This window comes from Candidatus Woesearchaeota archaeon (assembly GCA_016187565.1).
Taxonomy (GTDB): domain Archaea; phylum Nanobdellota; class Nanobdellia; order Woesearchaeales; family JACPJR01; genus JACPJR01.
Genome location: JACPJR010000017.1, coordinates 1 through 16,824 on the forward strand (window position 1 = coordinate 1; position 16,824 = coordinate 16,824).

Consider the following 16,824-nt stretch of genomic DNA (forward strand, 5'->3'; position numbering starts at 1 on the left):
AACAACATTGGTGCAGGACGAGGGAGGGTTCCTTAGGGGAAACCCGAGTAGCACAAAATTTCTGCTGAAATTTTGGGCGTCTGCACCTCTATTGTTGTTATTTTCAATTCAGGCGTTAGAAACAATTTTTGGATGAAGCCGTTTTTGCTGATTATCGCGTAATAAAAACGTTTTTATATTTTTTAATTATCTTCTTGAGTAAGAAATAGTTGATAATCGGACAAATAACATCGAGAATAGTAAAGGTTGAAAAAAGCACAATTGAAAGAGTGTCTTTTGTCATCTTTGTGAAAAATACATTGAAATCAAATAATCTAGCAAACATAAACAAACCCATTGGAATAAAAATAATGATGTAAGCATTATTTGTTTTCTTAGAAATTTTGGCATAAAACAAGGCAAACTTCAAAAAAAGAACAATGCCTCCAAAATAGAAGAATAGTATTGCTAACACCATTATTGTACTTGAAAATATCAAACCAAACATAACATCTACAACGAAATCTGAATCTAGAAAAATAACAAATAAAATGAATGAAATCACAAATATAATTGGTGCACCATAGATCGCTATCTTTTTAGTTTCTTTAACTACGGAAATTTTTTCGTTGTTCTTATACATAGACACTCTGGTTTATAGAGGATTAATAAATGTTTCTTTAAACAGTTAGTACTCCAAGTTTATTGAATGTGACATCACAACGAGATTAAGTCTGAATTTTCCTTGTGATCAACCGAAGGGAGCGAGCAATCGTTTGTTTTAGCAAACTTAGAAAACCAGCAGATTTTCCGCTATCCTCATCAGTGATGGGGGGTGTCGGACTTCTCTTGAAAAACACAAGATTTAGGTGATGATATCATCTAAAGAGAAGAGATGATGGTGATCCTCTGCATATACTTTCCCATCGACGGTTATTTCTACCGCTCTTTTATTTCGGCTGGCTTGTTGAGTTTCAGTTGTTGATCTTTTTTTCCTCAGTGGTTGCAGCAGATGGTATGCTAAGCTGAGTGCCATACAGTACAGTGGAGATACCCGTCGAGGAATTCTTCCTTCAACTACTGCTTCAAATGCATCATTAACATTGTGCAAGGCAGCAAGTTCAGGTGAGCCATTCCTTCTTCTTCGGTAATGGAGAACTTCTACTTTGAGGATTCTCATCTGTATTTCCTGTGCACTGATGAATCTTCCCGAATAGATTTCCCCAGCCTGATCTGCGCAACCTCTTGCACCCATAAGGTGGTATATTTTATGGCAGTAAAGGCTACCGCTGAGTGTCAGGTCTCCACCAAGAGAAGTAAGTTCATAGCGACAAAATTGACAATACACAGACACAGGATTCGGAACGCCATATCTCTCTATGTTTGCAAGATAGTTGTGTCTCATAGGTTCATCAACGTGTGTACAACTTTAGTTAACTTCTGAATTATCTCTCATGCGTGTTGCTCGTAATCCATGTATGCAGCTTATCAATGGTTTGTTGGATAGTAAGGTTAGTGGTGTCGAGAACCAGATTAAAGTTCTTTTTGTTGGTGTAGTCGAGGCAGTAATATTTTTGGTATCGTTTTTTTTCTGAAGCTTCCCGTCCTTTGATATTTGCCATTGCCTCGTTGAGTGATTGATGTGATTCTGATGCTCGTTGATCCTTGAGGATGCGTTTGGCACGTTCCTTGATGTCAGCATCCAGAAAAACCTTTAAGGAATGGGGAATAAAATAAAATGAAATCCTACCATCGATAACAAAGTTATCTTCATTTTTTCCCAGCTGTTTTTGACGCTCATCAAGCTCTTGATCGATACGCGTATCTTGTTCTGCGAGTGTTCCCATTTGCTGGAGTGAAATTCCTCGCTCCTGTGCCATTGTCCTCATGAAATCTCCGGTTGAATAATGGCTATACCCCAGTCTTTTTGCTAATATCTTTGCAGCCGTACTCTTTCCTGCTCCCGGAGTGCCAGAAATCGTGATAATCATACCCTGATGAGAACTTGAAAATTTATAAACCTTTGCCCTAAGCATCAATGAAGCAACAGTATTATTTACCCTCTAATACCTTCTGTTCTCATACAGCAAAAAACGCAAAGACTTAAATATGACCTCCTTCTTTCTTGCACTGAATTCTCCTTGTTTGGGAGGGCTCTACGCTAGTTACTACTAATAAAGGTGATCCTCATGGATGTTAAGATGGTAAGTGTTGGCAGTCTCCAGCCAGGCAGGTACGTTGTTTTGGAAGGAGCAGCATGTAAGATAATGGATATGCAGGTCAGTAGACCAGGAAAGCATGGTCATGCAAAGGTTCGTCTGACTGCTGTAGGGATAATTGATGATAAAAAACGCGAAGTGGTTATGCCTGGTCATGATAATATTGAAGTTCCAGTTATTGACAAACGAAATGCACAAATTTTATCCATGAAAGGGGACATTGCAAATGTTATGGACACCGAAACCTATGAAACCTTTGATTTAGCTGTTCCTGAAGAGATCAAGGGAGAGGTTACTGAGGGAAGCATTGTTGTCTATTGGGTTATCCTTGATCAACGAGTCATGAAACAGGTGAAGACTGAGTAATTTGGAAGTCATATCCCCAGTCTATCTGATGTGATACTTCAAAAGAATAAATAACTTTCAAAGAGCAAATAATTCAAAGAACAAATAATAATGGTGAACAGTATGGCAAAATTTCCAGAAGCAGAAGCGAGATTGTTTCGAAACATTTTTGTCTGTCGACGATGTAAAACAAAGATCCGTGCACCAAATCTTAAGGTGTTGGCCAAAAGAATATCGTGCAGGAAATGTAAGGGCAAGGCATTAAAACCGTTACGCCGTAAGTAAACCTCCATTCAGGCATATCTTTCAGGTGTATCCATTCACACCGGTCACAATCGATGAGAGAGGCTCCAAAAAAAGATGGTTGATATCCAAATATTGTTGGCAGCACTTTTTGTTGGAGTGATGATTTTTTTTCTCTATCGTAACCGTCAACAGGTTGTGTTTCAAAAAGTTCTTGGCTATTTGATTTACCTTTTTCTGTATCGCTCTCATTTTGGCATTCGCTGGATAAATCATGTCGGCAAAAAGTATCGTAATCTCGTTATTTTCATGGGGTATTGTTTCATTGGTATTGCTGTTGTTTCCCTTGTCTTTATATCCTATTCATTGATTAAAGTGACGCTTGACGTTATCTTCAAGCCAGCAGCAGCAACCAACGCTATTGTTCCTGTGCTTCCCTTTACCAATATTCCGGGCATCGGATTCCTGCCCTTTGATCATTGGATTATTACTATCTTTATCCTTGCCCTTGTCCATGAATTTGCCCATGGCATTGTTGCCAAGGCCCATGGTCTTGAAATAAAAAATACTGGATTTGCATTCCTTGGTATTGTTATTCCTCTGGTACCCATGGCATTTGTTGAGCCTGATGAGAAACAGCTCCAAAAAAAGCCTGATTATGTCCAGTATTCAGTTTTCGCTGCTGGTCCCTTAGCCAATATGTTGCTTGCCCTTGTCTTGGTTATTCTTTTTCCTTATGTTGCAAATCCTAGTGCTCTAGCTCCTTTTGAGGATAGGTTTACCGAGCCAGTAGGCTTTTCCTTTACCTTGACCAACGAAACCATGCCTGCAGCCAGAGCAGGGATGTATGATGGCATTGTCGTTAATACCTTTAATGGCCAGCCCTTAACCACGGCTCAGTCATTTTTAGACCAGATGTATTCCTGCGTTAAACCAAATCAAACCATTACCCTAGATGCTAATGGGACTCGTTACACACTGACGACCATCACTGATGATACCGGACAACGGGGGATTATTGGGGTTACGAATTTCAAGAATGAGCGCAGACTCAAAGAGGGTTATCCATCATGGGTGGGAAGTGTCTTTTTCTGGTTCAAGGGCCTATTCCGTTGGCTTTATCTCCTCAATCTCTTTGTAGGGCTGGCAAACCTCATTCCACTGGGTATTGTTGATGGTGGTCGTATCCTGCAGACTTTCTTGCAGAGTACCATTGCTGATAAGAAGAAAGCACAGCTCATCTGGAAATGGATTAGCTTTGTGTTCTTAGGAATTATCCTCTTTGGATTACTCGTCTATATTGTTGGAAATCCTTTTGCTTAGTTTATCACCTGTCTTCTTTGGGTGGTTGATGACGAAAATACTTATAAAGTCTGACTCTTTTCTTGACGTATGATCAAGGCAGTTCTCTATGATATGGACGATGTCATGGTTAACTCCCACCACATTCATTTTGAGGCAACGGCTTTAGTGTTGCAGAACATGGGAAAAGCCGTGCATGAGGTTCCTGAAACAGCCATTGGTAATTTTGTTGGAAGACCTGTTTCCTATAGCATGCATTTTCTTATTCATCATTTTGAGTTGTCCATTACCCCTGAAGCATTCATTAAGCAACGAGATGGTTATTTTCGTCAATTAATTGAAGAAAAACTTACGCCATGCATTGGGCTTCATGCATCGCTTGAACGTTTTACCAGAAATGGATATCGTCTTGCCGTGGTCTCTTCAGGAACTCGAGTCCATATCGGACTTATTTTGAAGCGTTTTGGCATCCACGATTTTTTTTCATTGATCATTGCAGCAGACGATGTCAACCATGGAAAGCCAAATCCAGAGCCTTATCTTCTTGCAGCCAAAAAACTCGGACTTACGCCAAGCGAATGTCTGGTTCTTGAGGACTCTACGCACGGCATTCAAGCAGCAAAGACAGCAGGATGTAAATGTATCGCACTTCCGAATCCCTTTACTCCAGCACAAGACACCAGCAAGGCAGATCTCACGCTTTCTTCCTTAGATGGAGTTACGCTTGCGCGGATATCTTCACTCGGATGAGCGTAACAGTCGTTCGAATTCTTGAAGAAACCTTTGCGCAACAGATGCATCATGAAAGATAATCATATTCTCATCATTTCGAGCGTTTGCATTTTCAGAAAAGTTAAAGCTGCCAAGGAGGACAATGGTATCATCAATAATCATAAATTTATGATGCATGATCTGTGGATTTCCGTCAACAAGAACCGTAATACCTTGTTCCTTTAATCGCTGTACCTCTGAACCAAGCAAATGAACATTTCTCTTTTCGACAAGGACGGTAATAGAAACTCCCCGCTGCTGTGCTCGAACAAGGGCCTCGGTAACACTATCTGCAGTAAAGGCAAACATCGCAATCTCAATGCTTCCTTGAGCATCATTAATCAGTTGGACAACTCTGTTGATTCCCCCTTTGCCTTTATCTCCACAATCATCAGGACAGAAGTAATTCTCAAACAGGGCATTGTTCACTATGAGACGTGGATAGGATGTTTTTTTTCCTCTCCCGAAAGTTCCTTGCCATAGTTCATCAAACTCTTCTTCATAATTTCTTGCAAGATAGGTTGAGTTTATGATCAGCACATGGTTATCATTCTCTTGTCCTCCTTCTGTCGGATTAAAGGATCCTGTCCATACCACGCTCTTATCAAGGATACAAAATTTGTTATGCATGAATGCACGAGAGGTATCAGCCTTGACAACATTATCGTTATCCTTATTTTCAATGGCCAGCGTATCAAGATTATCCGCATCAACAACTAATCGGACATCCAGACCGTTGTTTACTTTACTTTGGATGAGGTTAAGACTCTCGTAGTCGTTTATCTCAAAAAATGCACAATGAATAGATGCGGTTGCAACTGCCAAAAATTGGTAGAGCTTCTCTGGACAATCATCAGTGGGGCAGAAAAGAATGGTAGGGGGTGGAATGGTCTCTGAGGGAATCTGCTGATACAGAGAACTGATATATAACATCAAAAGAAGTAAGCTTACGGTAGTGCTCAGGGTGATAAGAATGATGGTACGTCGCATGGAAGAGGAGAATGAGCCAACTATTATAAAATTTTAGCTCCATATCTCGGAATTATTCTGCTCGGTCCCAGAAATTATAGCAGAAAAGCATAAATATCGTAAGCTATTCCCGTTTTGTATGAGAGCATTTCTGATCGTACTCTTCCTTGCACTTCTTGCAACAGGCATGTTGTTTGTCTTACCTCAAGAAAAGACCCAACAAGGACACATGAAACTCCTTGCAGTTACTGAGTTAGGTGATACCTTTCAAGGAAGCCCTGCCGATGTCTATCTTGAAATTCAACCTGGAAACGGTAGGATATTTATTGATACCTTTCCCTTAACAAAATTAGATACCCAGATCTCAACCCGCTTTGCCAAGGAGATTGCTTGTAGGACGGCTGAGGTTGATTGTTCTACCAAGGATTTCTTTTACACAATTCGGGCAGAGTCAGGAATTATTGGCGGTGCAAGTGCTGGCGCGGCCCTTACCGTCCTTACGGTTGCACTTCTCGAGGATTATCCCATAGATGAATCCGTAGCAATAACCGGTACCATTAACTCAGGGGGATTTATCGGGCCTGTTATCGGACTTACGGCAAAAATTGATGCTGCAGCCCAAGAGGGGATAACCAAAGTACTTATCCCTAAGGGAAGAGCTGTGCCCACCCCTTTGCTTGAAGTGAATCTGACGTCGATAAATGACACGGTGAGTAATGAAACCTCGGAAAAGGTGACCTCGATCATACCGCAACTTCCTCAAGAAGAAGACCTTTACAGCTATGCTGCAGCAAAGGGAATTACCTTGATTGAGGTCACTACACTTCATGAAGCTCTCCAGGAGGTTACCGGTAAATCTCTTCTTGACTCATTAGAGGAGAACATTACTATTTCACCAGCCTATCAATCAACTATGAAGGAGATCGCTCTCCGGCTTTGTAATCGTACGGATGTGTTTTTAGATAAAGCTCAGGGAAGTATCAATGAAAGTTTCTTAGAAGCTGCACGTAATCAAACAACACAGAGTACGGTATTATTTACCCAAGGTCAGTATTATTCTGCTGCAAGTCTCTGTTTCGGTGCTAATATCCAACTCCAGTACTTACTCTACCAACAAGAAAATATGACCTATCAAGAGATCTTTGATCAAGCCACAAAGATTGACAGCTACGTAGATGGTTATCAGCGGACATTTGCTACCTATGAACTGACGACCATTACCGATTTACAGGCATTTATTATTGTTCAAGAGCGATTACAGGAAGCGGATGATTACCTGCAAGAAACCTTAGCAGGGTTGAATCGCAATGATTTTGCCAGTGCATTGTATAACCTTGCCTATGCACAAGAACGTATGTTCACTTCTCTGTTGTGGGGAACTTTCTTTGAGGTTCCTGGAACAGAGTTCAACCTCGAAGAAGAAAAGCTCGAAGCATCTTGTCTGGCAAAGCTTGCAGAGGCAGAAGAGCGATACCAGTATGTTACGGTGTTCTTTCCGCAACTTGGAGAAAATTCTCGAAAAAACTTAGCCCAAGCATATGAGGATTTTAATCAGCATGACTATGCCTTTTGCCTATTCCGGGCAAGTAAGGCAAAAGCAGAAACTGATTTTCTCTTAAGTGTGATTAGTCTTCGTGACGATTTACTGAAGGAGCTGTTGCAGGAAAAGCTCGAACAGGCAAAGCGAAGCATCCTTAAACAACAAAAACAGGAGATTTTCCCTATTTTAGGGTATAGTTATTATGAATATGCCTTAAGCCTTCAAGAGACTGATCCATTGACTGCGCTTACCTATGTTGATTATGCCTTAGAACTCAGCAATATTGATCTGTATTTTCCACCATCAAAGCAAGCCGTTAGGCTTCCCTTGCCCTCCCGAGAGTTTTTGCTTATTGTCGTTGGCTTACTCTGGGGTATGACGCTTATGTTAGCATTCTCTTTGAGAAAAGAACAGAACAAGAAAATCATTATTCATCCTCGTAAAACGAGAGTTGCAACTGTTAAAGGAGAAAAACCCAAGAAAGTTCCCCGAAAGGAACTTTCCCGGGAAAAAAGAGGTGATCTTGATTAAAAACCCTTGCAAATGCCTTAAAAAGACATTTGCACGGGAAAAAGAGGTTATTAGGATCTTTCTGCAGTATTTCAATCGAGAATAGTCAATCGCGGCTATCCCCTGATTTCTTGAATCTAATATACCTTTCCCCCAATTCCTACTCTTCAGTAGTATAGCTTCTATATAAATGTTTCGTTTTGAGTATGTAAGAGTAGTATCATTCACGAATAGTTGCCGGTATTTCAATATTTATTTCGGCAATCTTGAGAAAAGGTGGAAGGAACAAAAAAATAAAAAGAATAAGGGCTTAGTTTTCTTTCTTTTCTTCTTGCCCAGCTTCTGTCTTTGGCTCTTCAATAAATGGCTTGTTACCTTTCTTGGTTACTTTCAGATTTATTTGGGCTGTTTTCTCGTGGACGGTATTGCCACGGACCAATTTACGCTGCCTAATGCCTGGGTCTTTTTTCTTAATGCCAACTCCCTCTACGGTGAGGATTTTTTTTCGTATTGACCCGCTCACATCACGACGCATGGGAACGCCACAGTTATCGCTCCCACCCGTAATCTCGAATTCATACCCTGTATATCCCAGTAATTCTCCATTAACTTTATCCTTTATCTTGAGGTTTAAGAAAGATCGAGCATCAGTATCTTTTACTTCCTTTTGTACGGATTTCCCTGATTCTGGATCAGAGAGCACAACTTTGAATTCAACCATCTCATGTTCCTCCTAATCTTCTCCAATCATTTATTCACGTTAGGAATTATATACGTAAATCTGAGGATTTTGCAGACATATATAAACCTTGTCTTTTCTTGAGGTAGATGTGTAGCTTCTGATGATAATCCTCTTTATACTAATTTATTAGTAGTAACAATGGAAAGATTTATTAAGAGGAAAAATATCCTCGGAAGATGCAACATCTGGGAAAAGTCTTTAGCGAAATGTATCATTTCTGGAGAAAACCGTCCCCTCTTCGATCAATTGATGAACTTCTTCCTACTGGTACCTTAAAAACTTTAGATGATAGAACACCGATTCCTCGAGAAGTACATGATTTTTTATGGAATGAGCGATATGAGGATCTCGATTATGGGCATCAGGTTGTCACTCCAGATCCTATTATCTCACGGTCAATAGATAATTGTAACGCTGCGGTATTATTTGGTGAGGGTAGGCATGGTGGTATTATTGGTTTTTCCCATTATCCTCGGTCCAATACCAAGAGAAGTAGAGATCCAAAAGAATATTTTCCTGATCTATTAAGAGATACCAGGAGACAAACACAGGATTCTCCGTTGCAAGCGCTTCTCATCGGTGGAGATAGAGACCACTTTACCATCCTTGCTAATCTCCTCGCTGATCGTCGTATCCCTATTATTGGGGGGTATGTTGATGGATGGAGTGATGTCTATGAATGGAAGGAAGGTGATGGAAGAGAGGATCTTATGGAAAAAGATCTACTTGTTTTTCCTCGGGAGAAAACGGCTTATTTACTCTTTCAAGACAGAGCAACCTATGGTGAATCATATAATGGCTGTATCCCTTTTAAAGTGTAAACAGCAATTCTCTTTCAGAGTCTTTTCTTAGTCAAGAAATGCCAATCTTTTTATGGAAGAGGCCTTTCTCTGAGGTAATGGATATCGTTGCCTTGTCACGAGAGTTAATGTACCAACAAACGCTCAAGAATAAAGCACCTTCGTCGCTTCTAACCGAGCTTGCAGTAGCCAAAGGAAAGGAACTTTCTAAAAAATATGATGTTGATGAAAGATTAGTTTTAACGTCATTATATCTTGCTCATACCGTTTTTAGTCAAAACTGGAAAGGAGATATTCAAAAAAATCATCCACAGTTGAGTTCTGAATTTGTCAAGGAATATTTGGATGAATGGAATGTAGATGAAGGAGAACAAAAGATAATTCTTAATGCTATTGAAGCACATCACAATAAAGTTCCAACCCACTCAAAGATAGCAGAAGTTGTTAAGAATGCAGAGTGTTTCAAATTTGTTTCTGTTGAAGGAAGCCTGATTTGGTTTCATGAGCTTGGTGACGCTTGAGGACTGTAAGCAAGAGGCCCAAAAGAATTGTCGACAAATTGAGCAGCTGTTTACAAGAATTAAGGCCATTCGAGCTTAAGGACAGACACTATCTTAACGCTGTTGGTAAAAAGTTTACTTTGTACTTCATGCTTCATCCAAAAAAAGGGTTAGCAGCTCAAGTCAAAGTCCCATCACATTATTGAATCCAACCGACAAGGGGGTTGCCCCATTCGGGGTGGCGAGTAGGACATTTTGCACGCAAAATGTCCGTCATGCCGCCAGTTGCGGCGGCATAGGTTAGTTCAAAATCGAATCTACTGAAGTGAACAAAACCTTTAAATAGTAGACCAATCTTCTCTCTCAGATTCTTCTCCTGAAGTTCATACGGAGGTATTCAGTATGCCAAAAACAGTGCAAAAAGGCGACTTTATCGAAATGAATTATACCGGCAGTCTCAAAGATTCTGGTATGGTCTTTGATACGACTTCTGAAACAGAAGCCAAACAACACGATCTCTATCAAGAAGGCATGCGCTATGGCTCAGTGATTGTTTGTGTCGGAGAAGGACATCTTCTTAAGGGACTTGATCAGGAGATCCAAGGCAAAGAAATAGGTAAGGATTACACGCTTTCATTGGCTGCAATCGAGGCTTTTGGAAAGAAAAACCCTAAGCTCATTCAGTTAATTGCGACACAGAAATTTGTGAACCAACAGATCAGACCAATGCCTGGTCTTCAAGTAAATGTTGATGGCATGGTTGGTATGATTAAGACCGTTACTGGTGGAAGAACCTTGGTTGATTTTAACCATCCTTTGGCAGGGAAAGACGTTGTTTACAAGGTTAATATCGTACGAGTTATTGAGGAAAACGGTGAAAAGGTAAAGGCAGTGCTGAAAACAGAGTTTCATCTTGAAGCAGAGGTAACGATTGAAGGAACTACTGCTACGGTGCAGACCAAAAAGGAACTTCCACAAAAGATACAGGAAATTATTAAAGATCGGTTGCTGAAGCTTACCAATGTCACCGTCGCCTTTATGAGCAAAAAGGCCTAAATCAAAAAGGTTTAAATATAAGTAACGACAAAAGTACTACTGGACGAGAGTAGAGGGAAGAAGCGTGGACGATTTTATCATTAAACAAAACGAACAAACGGAGAGTGATGTTGTCTCGGAAGAGCAACCTATGCCTCTCCCGGTAAAAGAAGTTAAAGAATTCCGGGAAGTAAAACGAGAAAAGCTTCCCGAAGAGATTATGAGTAATAGGAATATTGTTGATGCTGAACTTGAGCAACTTCTCTCCAAGCAAAAAGCAACGATTAAGGTTATCGGGACTGGTGGTGGTGGTAATAATACCATTAATCGTATGGCTGAGATAGGTATCAGTGGCTGTGAAACCATTGCGGTTAACACTGATGCACAAGATCTTTTGTACACGACGGCTGATAAAAAGGTTTTGATTGGAAAGGCTATTACTAAAGGACTAGGTGCTGGTTCTATTCCTAAAGTTGGCGAAGAGGCTGCCCGGGAACAAGAGCACGAATTACGAAAGGCAATAGAAGGGGCTGATATGGTCTTTATTACATGTGGACTTGGCGGCGGCACAGGAACAGGATCTGCTCCAGTCATTGCAGAGGTTGCAAAAAAAAGCGGTGCATTAACCGTTGGTATTGTAACCGTTCCCTTTAGCATGGAAGGTCACCGAAGATATGAAAATGCGATGATGGGGCTGGAGAAGTTAGAAAATACGGTTGACACCCTTATTGTTATTCCCAATGATAAGCTCCTGGAACTTGCACCTGATCTGCCCTTGCAAACAAGCTTCAAGGTTGCCGATGAAATTTTAACGAACTCGGTTAAGGGCATAGCTGAACTGGTTACCAGAGCGGGCTTAGTAAATCTTGATTTTGCTGATATTCGCGCAGTTATGGATAAAGGAGGAGTGGCATTAATCGGCGTCGGAGAAAGCGACAGCGAAAATAGAGCTAAAGAGGCAGTAGAGAAGGCAATCTCCAACCCGCTCCTTGATGTGGATATTACCGGAGCAAACGGCGCACTGATCAATATTATTGGTGGTCCTGATATGACCTTGGACGAAGCACGAAGTGTCGTTGAGACGGTTTCCCAAAAACTGGATGATGATGCAAAGATCATTTGGGGAGCACAGATCAGTGATGATCTGCAACACACCCTGCGAACAATGCTCATTGTTACTGGCGTGAAAAGTCCACAGATCTTTGGTCCAAATAAGACCGTAACCCAGGCAAGGCGGGGAAATATCCAGAATGAATTAGGGATAGAATTTGTTGATTAGAGGAGTAAAGGATAACCATGTCATTTCTTATTCGTTTACAACAATTTTACCTTGAATGTCGACGAGTGCTCAAGGTAACAAAAAAGCCCAGTGGGCTTGAGTATAAGACCATTGTTAAGGTCTCTGGCCTTGGTATCATAATCATTGGTTTTATTGGATTTGTCTTACAGATGATTAAACAGCTCCTCTTTTAAAGAAATCCTGAGGAAATTGGTGATAACAAAATGACTGAAGAAGAAACCATTATTTTTGCCTTACGAACGGCAGCAAACCGAGAAGATCAAGTCATGGATTTTATTACGAGTAATGTCAAGAAGCGTGGCTTGGAAGTGTATAGCATTATAAGACCTCATGGTATGCGAGGCTATATCTTTCTCGAAGCGAAGACAAAGTCTGATGCAGAGCAGGCTGCCTTTAATATTCCTTATGCACGGGGAATTCTTCCTCAACCAGTGCAGTATAAAGAGATTGAGCACATGCTCGAGCAGGTAAAACGTGAAGTGAATATAAAAAAGAATGATATTGCAGAGATTATCACTGGGCCATTCAAGCGAGAGAAATGTAAAATTACTCGCATTGATAAGACCAAGGAAGAGGTTGTTGTTGAGCTCTTAGAGGCAGCAGTACCCATTCCGATCACCGTAAAAATGGATGCAGTTCGCGTTATTCGTCGAGATACGGCTGATGAGAGTGGCTCAACACCAGAAGCAGTGTCAGATGAAGGAGAGGAGGGATTTTAGGTTTCTTGTGTAAGTTGCCCAAGCCACAGCAAAACTTATAAAGTAGTTACCAATCCCTGCCATTTCAGTTGGTTTACGTTACCAGAGAAAACAGCGATAACCATGCCAAAAGAAGTTGTTGAAAGTTTAGTGGAAGGTGGAAAAGCAACCGCAGGTCCACCATTGGGTCCAGCACTTGGTCCTATGGGTATAAATATTGGTCAAGTTATTGCTGACATCAATAAAAAAACAGCTGATTTTAAAGGCATGCAGGTGCCTGTTAAGGTTATTGTTGATCGCGCGACAAAGAGCTATGAAATTACCGTTGGTACACCACCAGCAAGCGCGCTTATCAAGAAAGAAGCAAAGGTTCAGAAGGGTTCTGGTTCTCCAAAAGATACGAAAGTTGCTGATCTGAGAATTGAGCAGATCATTAAGATTGCCAAGATGAAAGAGGATTCTCTTCTCGGAAAAGATCTTAAACAAAAAATCAAGGAAGTTATTGGGACCTGTCGTTCTATGGGTGTCCTTGTTCATGGTGTAGAGCCTGTAGAGGCTATTAAACAAGTTAATGCAGGAAATTTTGATAAAGAAATCCGTGAAGAGAAGACCGAGCTTAGCGCTGAGGAGTTACGCCAGTTAGAAGAAGAGCGTAAGCGACTTGAAGAAGAGATGAAGGAGAAGCGCGAGGAATTCTTACGAAAGGCTAAAGCAATTGCCGAGGAATTCAAGGATAAAGAGCCACGAGAAATCCAGAAGAAGCTCATTGAAGCTGGTATTCCTGATAAGATTATCCACGAAGTTGTCAAGATAGAAGAGAAGAAACCTGAAGACAAAGGAGCCAAGCCTGAAGAGAAGAAGAAAGAAGAAAAGAAGAAAGAAGAAAAGAAGGCTTAATCCGTTGTTATGTGGAAATCTACCTCTACCGCCAAAGAAGCGAAATTCTTATAAAGAATATGCTTTATTAACGGTATACTATGAAACTAAATTCTATTTTTTCATTAATGGTGTTATTACTTCTCGTAGTTCTCATCAGTAGCTGTACATCTTTACCATCACCAAAAAATGTCACCGCTCCTTCCTTAAGCGATCCCTATAACAATACAATAAATACTGATGTAATGAATTCCAATGCAACAAATCCCAATATAACAACTTATGATATTAAAACAGAGACAGAAGGTGATACTGTTTTACGAGTAAGTAATTATCCTTGTAACTTAGATTCGGACTGTAAGGAATTTTGTTACGATTTAGGGAATAGGGGAGTAATCAGTTATAGTGTATCATGTAGACAGAATGTATGTGTTTGCACTGCTTCACGTTTTGCCGACTAATTTGCATTTCAACTCTTCGCTAACGTTTTAATCTACTTTTGCCAAAAGAAGGCTTAATCCGCTTCGACTGTCCAATGCGCTAAAATGGGCAGAGAGTCCTGTATTTCATGGATGTGCTAAGCTCACAATAAGGCGATTCTTATCTGGTACAGAAACATACACTTCCTCTCCGCCTTTAAGATTCAAACTTCGTGCTACATCTCTATTAATATACATACCTAATCGGTCATGCGAAAGTTTAATTATTTTCTGTTTTATCTTTAACGTTGATTCTTTTGCTTTGATTTCGTCAATAGCTTTAGTTATAGATTTTTCCTCAAAATCAAAATAGCCGCATTTACCGCATTGATAACTAGTCACCGGACTATCTGCGTCTTGAATCTTAACGTTGATTTTTTTCATTTTGGCATTGCATTTTGGGCATTTTTCCATATTCATCACCTTATTTCCTTTTAACATTTATCACATATAATATCTTATCTTTCAGTTCGCATAACATGTAAAATTTATCGTCCTCAATTTCGATTTTATCCCCTTTTTTCCTCTTATTTTTAATGGTATAAATCAAACGTATAACATCACTCCAAGCCAATGCTCCTTTGTGATATTCTTCAAAGTGATCGCTTCTTTTAATCTCTTTCCAATACATAATATCCTCTCGTTAATTATACTATAAATAGATAGTCATATCTACTATATAAATATTTTGTTTAAAAAACTTCTGCTAACCGCAGCTGTGTCTAAGAATTAGTATTTTTTTCATTAAATACACGTAGGATGTTCTCGGCTGTGTTGAGATGTTTGAGTATTTTTTGTCTTGGTTTTATCTGATTTTGGTGTATGATATATGTAACTCGTCGAGCATCTGAACAATGCGATCTTTTTCGTCGCCTAAACCCTTCCAATCAAGGATAACTTGGGTTGTTTTTTCGTGTGTTTTTTCTAATCCCTGCTGGATCATAGTAGGTGTGAGGTAAGCAAGGTTATACTTTGGACAGACATGGCCTATTGCTCTTTCGGTCTGAAGGATGATTTTCTTGAACTGCGGCGTGTGATGTAATCCTCCAATTCCTAAGGCAGTGGGATATTCTTTTGGTGTCTGTTCGATAAGAAAAAGGATAGTTGCTGCAATGATCTCTGCTGCCTGCTCATCCTGCCATTCCTTTTCTGTTGAACCAATTTCAATAAACATACAGGGCTTTTCTAACAATGGTCCATGATGGGTTGCCTCTTGAATAACCTCATAGTTGAGCAGATGATGGAGCGTATGAAGCTCCTCAAGCTTTTGCAAGGCTGTTTTCAAATACGAAGCAGGCGCAATCCCTAAGCTGTTTGCCTTTCCGCCATAAAGAGCTGGCCCCCAATTGCCTGGTGCATGGACGCATAAGCTCGGCACTGCTGCTTTGCTTACATGTTTGGTGGCAAAGATAAACAGATCTGCAGCGATGCGTACATCAAGATGTTCAGCGTGGATGGATTCTTGCACAATGGTGTACAGCCTTGCTTCATTGTACCCATTACACTGAAGTACTCTTTTTCCATCGAACTCTTCATGAGTTGGATGAAAACACTGACGCTGTAGTAGGGCATTCCCAATAGTTTTGCTGGCCAGATCTTGGGGTGAAATAATAATAGCAATTTTCATGCTCATGTTCTCGCTTACTCCAAAACGTCGTGAAGAAGTTATTTCCTCTCGTTATTTTGCGGTTATTCTACCTTGATTTGATTACACCATTTTTTGGTATTGATGGTACGAATCATGTCGTTCAAATGATGTTTCGATCCTTCAACGAGATAATGGATCGTACAGGTGTCATGTTCCTTATCAATTTCTGTGGAAATAACGATGAAGTTGTTCTTACTTTCACGAAGAAGCTCCTCGGTTTCCTTGGTATTTCCTATACCCTTGACGACAATAGTCATCCGTTTGCGGTACGAACCAATGCCCCGTTGCTCTAAGCGTTTATCAACAAAGATAGTGGCCCAAATAAGCCCATACAATAATAGGGCAACAAGGTAGTTCCCTATCCCAACCAATAACCCAAAGATTGCGAAAACCCAGATGCTTGCTGCGGTTGTAAAACCAAAAATTTTATCAGAGGTTTTCAGAAGTGCACCAGCACCAAGAAAACCGATACCAGTAACAATAGCGCTGAGTAAAGGAAGAGGATTTTCAGGATAAATGACTATGGCAGCAAGAGCAAGCGCACAAGCACCAACAGAAACGAAGATATACGTACCAAAACCAACAGGCTTGTGGAGTTTTTGGCGATCTAATCCATAGCAAAATGAGGCAAAGAAGCTCAGTCCAAACCGTAATAACATGGTGGGAATGGTAATCATAGACTCACTTCTTTTTTTTCTATATTTATACCTTTCGTCTTTTTTTGTAGATTGTTTAATTTGATTATTAGTTTACACTTTAATAATAAGCCGAGATTTCTGCACTTTTGGTGATTTAAATGGAAAAATTGAATGAAAAAAAAGAAAGTGGGTAGTACAGCAATACAGAAGCGGTAGAAGTGCTACTTCTA

22 protein-coding genes are annotated in these 16,824 nt (G+C 40.3%); 13 read left to right on the plus strand and 9 right to left on the minus strand.

Translation table 11 applies throughout. The annotated features are described in order from the left end of the window. Positions 1-151: 151 nt before the first annotated feature. The 3 genes from HYW21_05650 to HYW21_05660 form a co-directional block, all read right to left on the minus strand. Positions 152-622 carry a hypothetical protein gene (locus HYW21_05650; protein ID MBI2548807.1) on the minus strand — a complete coding sequence of 157 codons (471 nt, stop codon included), beginning with the start codon at positions 620-622 and terminating at the stop codon, positions 152-154. Between the two features lie 222 nt (positions 623-844). Further along, positions 845-1,384 carry a hypothetical protein gene (locus HYW21_05655; protein ID MBI2548808.1) on the minus strand — a complete coding sequence of 180 codons (540 nt, stop codon included), beginning with the start codon at positions 1,382-1,384 and terminating at the stop codon, positions 845-847. Between the two features lie 40 nt (positions 1,385-1,424). Further along, the gene (locus HYW21_05660; GenBank protein ID MBI2548809.1) at positions 1,425-1,970 is read right to left on the minus strand and encodes a nucleoside monophosphate kinase; all 546 of its coding nucleotides are present in this window, start codon (positions 1,968-1,970) and stop codon (positions 1,425-1,427) included. A gap of 198 nt (positions 1,971-2,168) precedes the next feature. On the opposite strand from HYW21_05660, the gene HYW21_05665 reads away from it, so the two are divergent. The 4 genes from HYW21_05665 to HYW21_05680 all read left to right on the plus strand — a co-directional run bounded on the left by HYW21_05665 (position 2,169) and on the right by HYW21_05680 (position 4,838). Then, positions 2,169-2,564: a translation initiation factor IF-5A gene (locus HYW21_05665; protein MBI2548810.1), complete on the plus strand. Its 396-nt coding sequence runs from the start codon at positions 2,169-2,171 to the stop codon at positions 2,562-2,564. A gap of 102 nt (positions 2,565-2,666) precedes the next feature. After that, a complete protein-coding gene (gene rpl40e / locus HYW21_05670; protein ID MBI2548811.1) occupies positions 2,667-2,828 on the plus strand; it encodes a 50S ribosomal protein L40e in 162 nt (53 codons plus the stop codon). A gap of 75 nt (positions 2,829-2,903) precedes the next feature. After that, a complete protein-coding gene (locus tag HYW21_05675) occupies positions 2,904-4,109 on the plus strand; it encodes a site-2 protease family protein (GenBank protein MBI2548812.1) in 1,206 nt (401 codons plus the stop codon). A 69-nt stretch (positions 4,110-4,178) separates the two neighbouring features. Next, the gene (locus HYW21_05680; protein MBI2548813.1) at positions 4,179-4,838 is read left to right on the plus strand and encodes an HAD family phosphatase; all 660 of its coding nucleotides are present in this window, start codon (positions 4,179-4,181) and stop codon (positions 4,836-4,838) included. On the opposite strand, the gene HYW21_05685 is transcribed toward HYW21_05680, so the two are convergent. Further along, complete coding sequence (locus tag HYW21_05685) at positions 4,827-5,849, minus strand: hypothetical protein (GenBank protein ID MBI2548814.1); 1,023 nt, start codon at positions 5,847-5,849, stop codon at positions 4,827-4,829. The genes HYW21_05680 and HYW21_05685 overlap by 12 nt on opposite strands. Before the next feature lie 118 nt (positions 5,850-5,967). On the opposite strand from HYW21_05685, the gene HYW21_05690 reads away from it, so the two are divergent. Continuing rightward, positions 5,968-7,899, plus strand: coding sequence for a hypothetical protein (locus HYW21_05690; GenBank protein MBI2548815.1), 1,932 nt, complete (start codon positions 5,968-5,970; stop codon positions 7,897-7,899). A gap of 289 nt (positions 7,900-8,188) precedes the next feature. Here the strand turns inward: HYW21_05690 and HYW21_05695 are convergent, their stop codons facing one another. Further along, positions 8,189-8,599 (minus strand): 30S ribosomal protein S6e, encoded by a 411-nt coding sequence (locus HYW21_05695; GenBank protein MBI2548816.1) that lies wholly within the window; start codon positions 8,597-8,599, stop codon positions 8,189-8,191. A gap of 197 nt (positions 8,600-8,796) precedes the next feature. Between HYW21_05695 and HYW21_05700 the strand changes: the two genes are divergently transcribed. The 8 genes from HYW21_05700 to HYW21_05735 all read left to right on the plus strand — a co-directional run bounded on the left by HYW21_05700 (position 8,797) and on the right by HYW21_05735 (position 14,290). Beyond that, the gene (locus HYW21_05700) at positions 8,797-9,441 is read left to right on the plus strand and encodes a hypothetical protein (protein ID MBI2548817.1); all 645 of its coding nucleotides are present in this window, start codon (positions 8,797-8,799) and stop codon (positions 9,439-9,441) included. Positions 9,442-9,518: 77 nt separating this feature from the next. Continuing rightward, the gene (locus tag HYW21_05705) at positions 9,519-9,941 is read left to right on the plus strand and encodes a hypothetical protein (protein MBI2548818.1); all 423 of its coding nucleotides are present in this window, start codon (positions 9,519-9,521) and stop codon (positions 9,939-9,941) included. A 381-nt stretch (positions 9,942-10,322) separates the two neighbouring features. Then, positions 10,323-10,976, plus strand: coding sequence for a peptidylprolyl isomerase (locus HYW21_05710; protein ID MBI2548819.1), 654 nt, complete (start codon positions 10,323-10,325; stop codon positions 10,974-10,976). 130 nt (positions 10,977-11,106) lie between these two features. Then, on the plus strand, positions 11,107-12,234 hold the full coding sequence (gene ftsZ, locus HYW21_05715) for a cell division protein FtsZ (GenBank protein MBI2548820.1): 1,128 nt from the start codon (positions 11,107-11,109) through the stop codon (positions 12,232-12,234). Positions 12,235-12,251: 17 nt separating this feature from the next. After that, complete coding sequence (locus HYW21_05720; GenBank protein MBI2548821.1) at positions 12,252-12,428, plus strand: protein translocase SEC61 complex subunit gamma; 177 nt, start codon at positions 12,252-12,254, stop codon at positions 12,426-12,428. A gap of 30 nt (positions 12,429-12,458) precedes the next feature. Beyond that, on the plus strand, positions 12,459-12,974 hold the full coding sequence (locus HYW21_05725) for a transcription elongation factor Spt5 (protein ID MBI2548822.1): 516 nt from the start codon (positions 12,459-12,461) through the stop codon (positions 12,972-12,974). A 102-nt stretch (positions 12,975-13,076) separates the two neighbouring features. Beyond that, positions 13,077-13,850 carry a 50S ribosomal protein L11 gene (locus HYW21_05730; GenBank protein MBI2548823.1) on the plus strand — a complete coding sequence of 258 codons (774 nt, stop codon included), beginning with the start codon at positions 13,077-13,079 and terminating at the stop codon, positions 13,848-13,850. A gap of 80 nt (positions 13,851-13,930) precedes the next feature. Next, positions 13,931-14,290 carry a hypothetical protein gene (locus tag HYW21_05735; GenBank protein ID MBI2548824.1) on the plus strand — a complete coding sequence of 120 codons (360 nt, stop codon included), beginning with the start codon at positions 13,931-13,933 and terminating at the stop codon, positions 14,288-14,290. Positions 14,291-14,395: 105 nt separating this feature from the next. Here HYW21_05735 and HYW21_05740 read toward each other — a convergent pair whose 3' ends face one another. The 4 genes from HYW21_05740 to HYW21_05755 all read right to left on the minus strand — a co-directional run bounded on the left by HYW21_05740 (position 14,396) and on the right by HYW21_05755 (position 16,633). Continuing rightward, positions 14,396-14,722 carry a hypothetical protein gene (locus HYW21_05740; protein MBI2548825.1) on the minus strand — a complete coding sequence of 109 codons (327 nt, stop codon included), beginning with the start codon at positions 14,720-14,722 and terminating at the stop codon, positions 14,396-14,398. Between the two features lie 10 nt (positions 14,723-14,732). Beyond that, a complete protein-coding gene (locus tag HYW21_05745; GenBank protein MBI2548826.1) occupies positions 14,733-14,939 on the minus strand; it encodes a hypothetical protein in 207 nt (68 codons plus the stop codon). A 174-nt stretch (positions 14,940-15,113) separates the two neighbouring features. After that, a complete protein-coding gene (locus HYW21_05750) occupies positions 15,114-15,941 on the minus strand; it encodes a D-tyrosyl-tRNA(Tyr) deacylase (GenBank protein ID MBI2548827.1) in 828 nt (275 codons plus the stop codon). A 56-nt stretch (positions 15,942-15,997) separates the two neighbouring features. Further along, the gene (locus HYW21_05755; GenBank protein MBI2548828.1) at positions 15,998-16,633 is read right to left on the minus strand and encodes an MgtC/SapB family protein; all 636 of its coding nucleotides are present in this window, start codon (positions 16,631-16,633) and stop codon (positions 15,998-16,000) included. Between the last annotated feature and the right edge of the window lie 191 nt (positions 16,634-16,824).

Coding starts and splice junctions, on each gene's coding strand:
- HYW21_05685 (MBI2548814.1), bottom strand. CDS start 5,849: ATGCGACGTACCATCATTCTTATCACCCTGAGCACTACCGTAAGCTTA.
- ftsZ (MBI2548820.1), top strand. CDS start 11,107: ATGCCTCTCCCGGTAAAAGAAGTTAAAGAATTCCGGGAAGTAAAACGA.
- HYW21_05710 (MBI2548819.1), top strand. CDS start 10,323: ATGCCAAAAACAGTGCAAAAAGGCGACTTTATCGAAATGAATTATACC.
- HYW21_05665 (MBI2548810.1), top strand. CDS start 2,169: ATGGATGTTAAGATGGTAAGTGTTGGCAGTCTCCAGCCAGGCAGGTAC.
- rpl40e (MBI2548811.1), top strand. CDS start 2,667: ATGGCAAAATTTCCAGAAGCAGAAGCGAGATTGTTTCGAAACATTTTT.
- HYW21_05690 (MBI2548815.1), top strand. CDS start 5,968: ATGAGAGCATTTCTGATCGTACTCTTCCTTGCACTTCTTGCAACAGGC.
- HYW21_05740 (MBI2548825.1), bottom strand. CDS start 14,722: ATGGAAAAATGCCCAAAATGCAATGCCAAAATGAAAAAAATCAACGTT.
- HYW21_05720 (MBI2548821.1), top strand. CDS start 12,252: ATGTCATTTCTTATTCGTTTACAACAATTTTACCTTGAATGTCGACGA.
- HYW21_05655 (MBI2548808.1), bottom strand. CDS start 1,384: ATGAGACACAACTATCTTGCAAACATAGAGAGATATGGCGTTCCGAAT.
- HYW21_05680 (MBI2548813.1), top strand. CDS start 4,179: ATGATCAAGGCAGTTCTCTATGATATGGACGATGTCATGGTTAACTCC.
- HYW21_05735 (MBI2548824.1), top strand. CDS start 13,931: ATGAAACTAAATTCTATTTTTTCATTAATGGTGTTATTACTTCTCGTA.
- HYW21_05705 (MBI2548818.1), top strand. CDS start 9,519: ATGGATATCGTTGCCTTGTCACGAGAGTTAATGTACCAACAAACGCTC.
- HYW21_05725 (MBI2548822.1), top strand. CDS start 12,459: ATGACTGAAGAAGAAACCATTATTTTTGCCTTACGAACGGCAGCAAAC.
- HYW21_05750 (MBI2548827.1), bottom strand. CDS start 15,941: ATGAGCATGAAAATTGCTATTATTATTTCACCCCAAGATCTGGCCAGC.
- HYW21_05660 (MBI2548809.1), bottom strand. CDS start 1,970: ATGATTATCACGATTTCTGGCACTCCGGGAGCAGGAAAGAGTACGGCT.
- HYW21_05755 (MBI2548828.1), bottom strand. CDS start 16,633: ATGATTACCATTCCCACCATGTTATTACGGTTTGGACTGAGCTTCTTT.
- HYW21_05695 (MBI2548816.1), bottom strand. CDS start 8,599: ATGGTTGAATTCAAAGTTGTGCTCTCTGATCCAGAATCAGGGAAATCC.
- HYW21_05650 (MBI2548807.1), bottom strand. CDS start 622: ATGTATAAGAACAACGAAAAAATTTCCGTAGTTAAAGAAACTAAAAAG.
- HYW21_05675 (MBI2548812.1), top strand. CDS start 2,904: ATGGTTGATATCCAAATATTGTTGGCAGCACTTTTTGTTGGAGTGATG.
- HYW21_05700 (MBI2548817.1), top strand. CDS start 8,797: ATGCAACATCTGGGAAAAGTCTTTAGCGAAATGTATCATTTCTGGAGA.
- HYW21_05730 (MBI2548823.1), top strand. CDS start 13,077: ATGCCAAAAGAAGTTGTTGAAAGTTTAGTGGAAGGTGGAAAAGCAACC.
- HYW21_05745 (MBI2548826.1), bottom strand. CDS start 14,939: ATGTATTGGAAAGAGATTAAAAGAAGCGATCACTTTGAAGAATATCAC.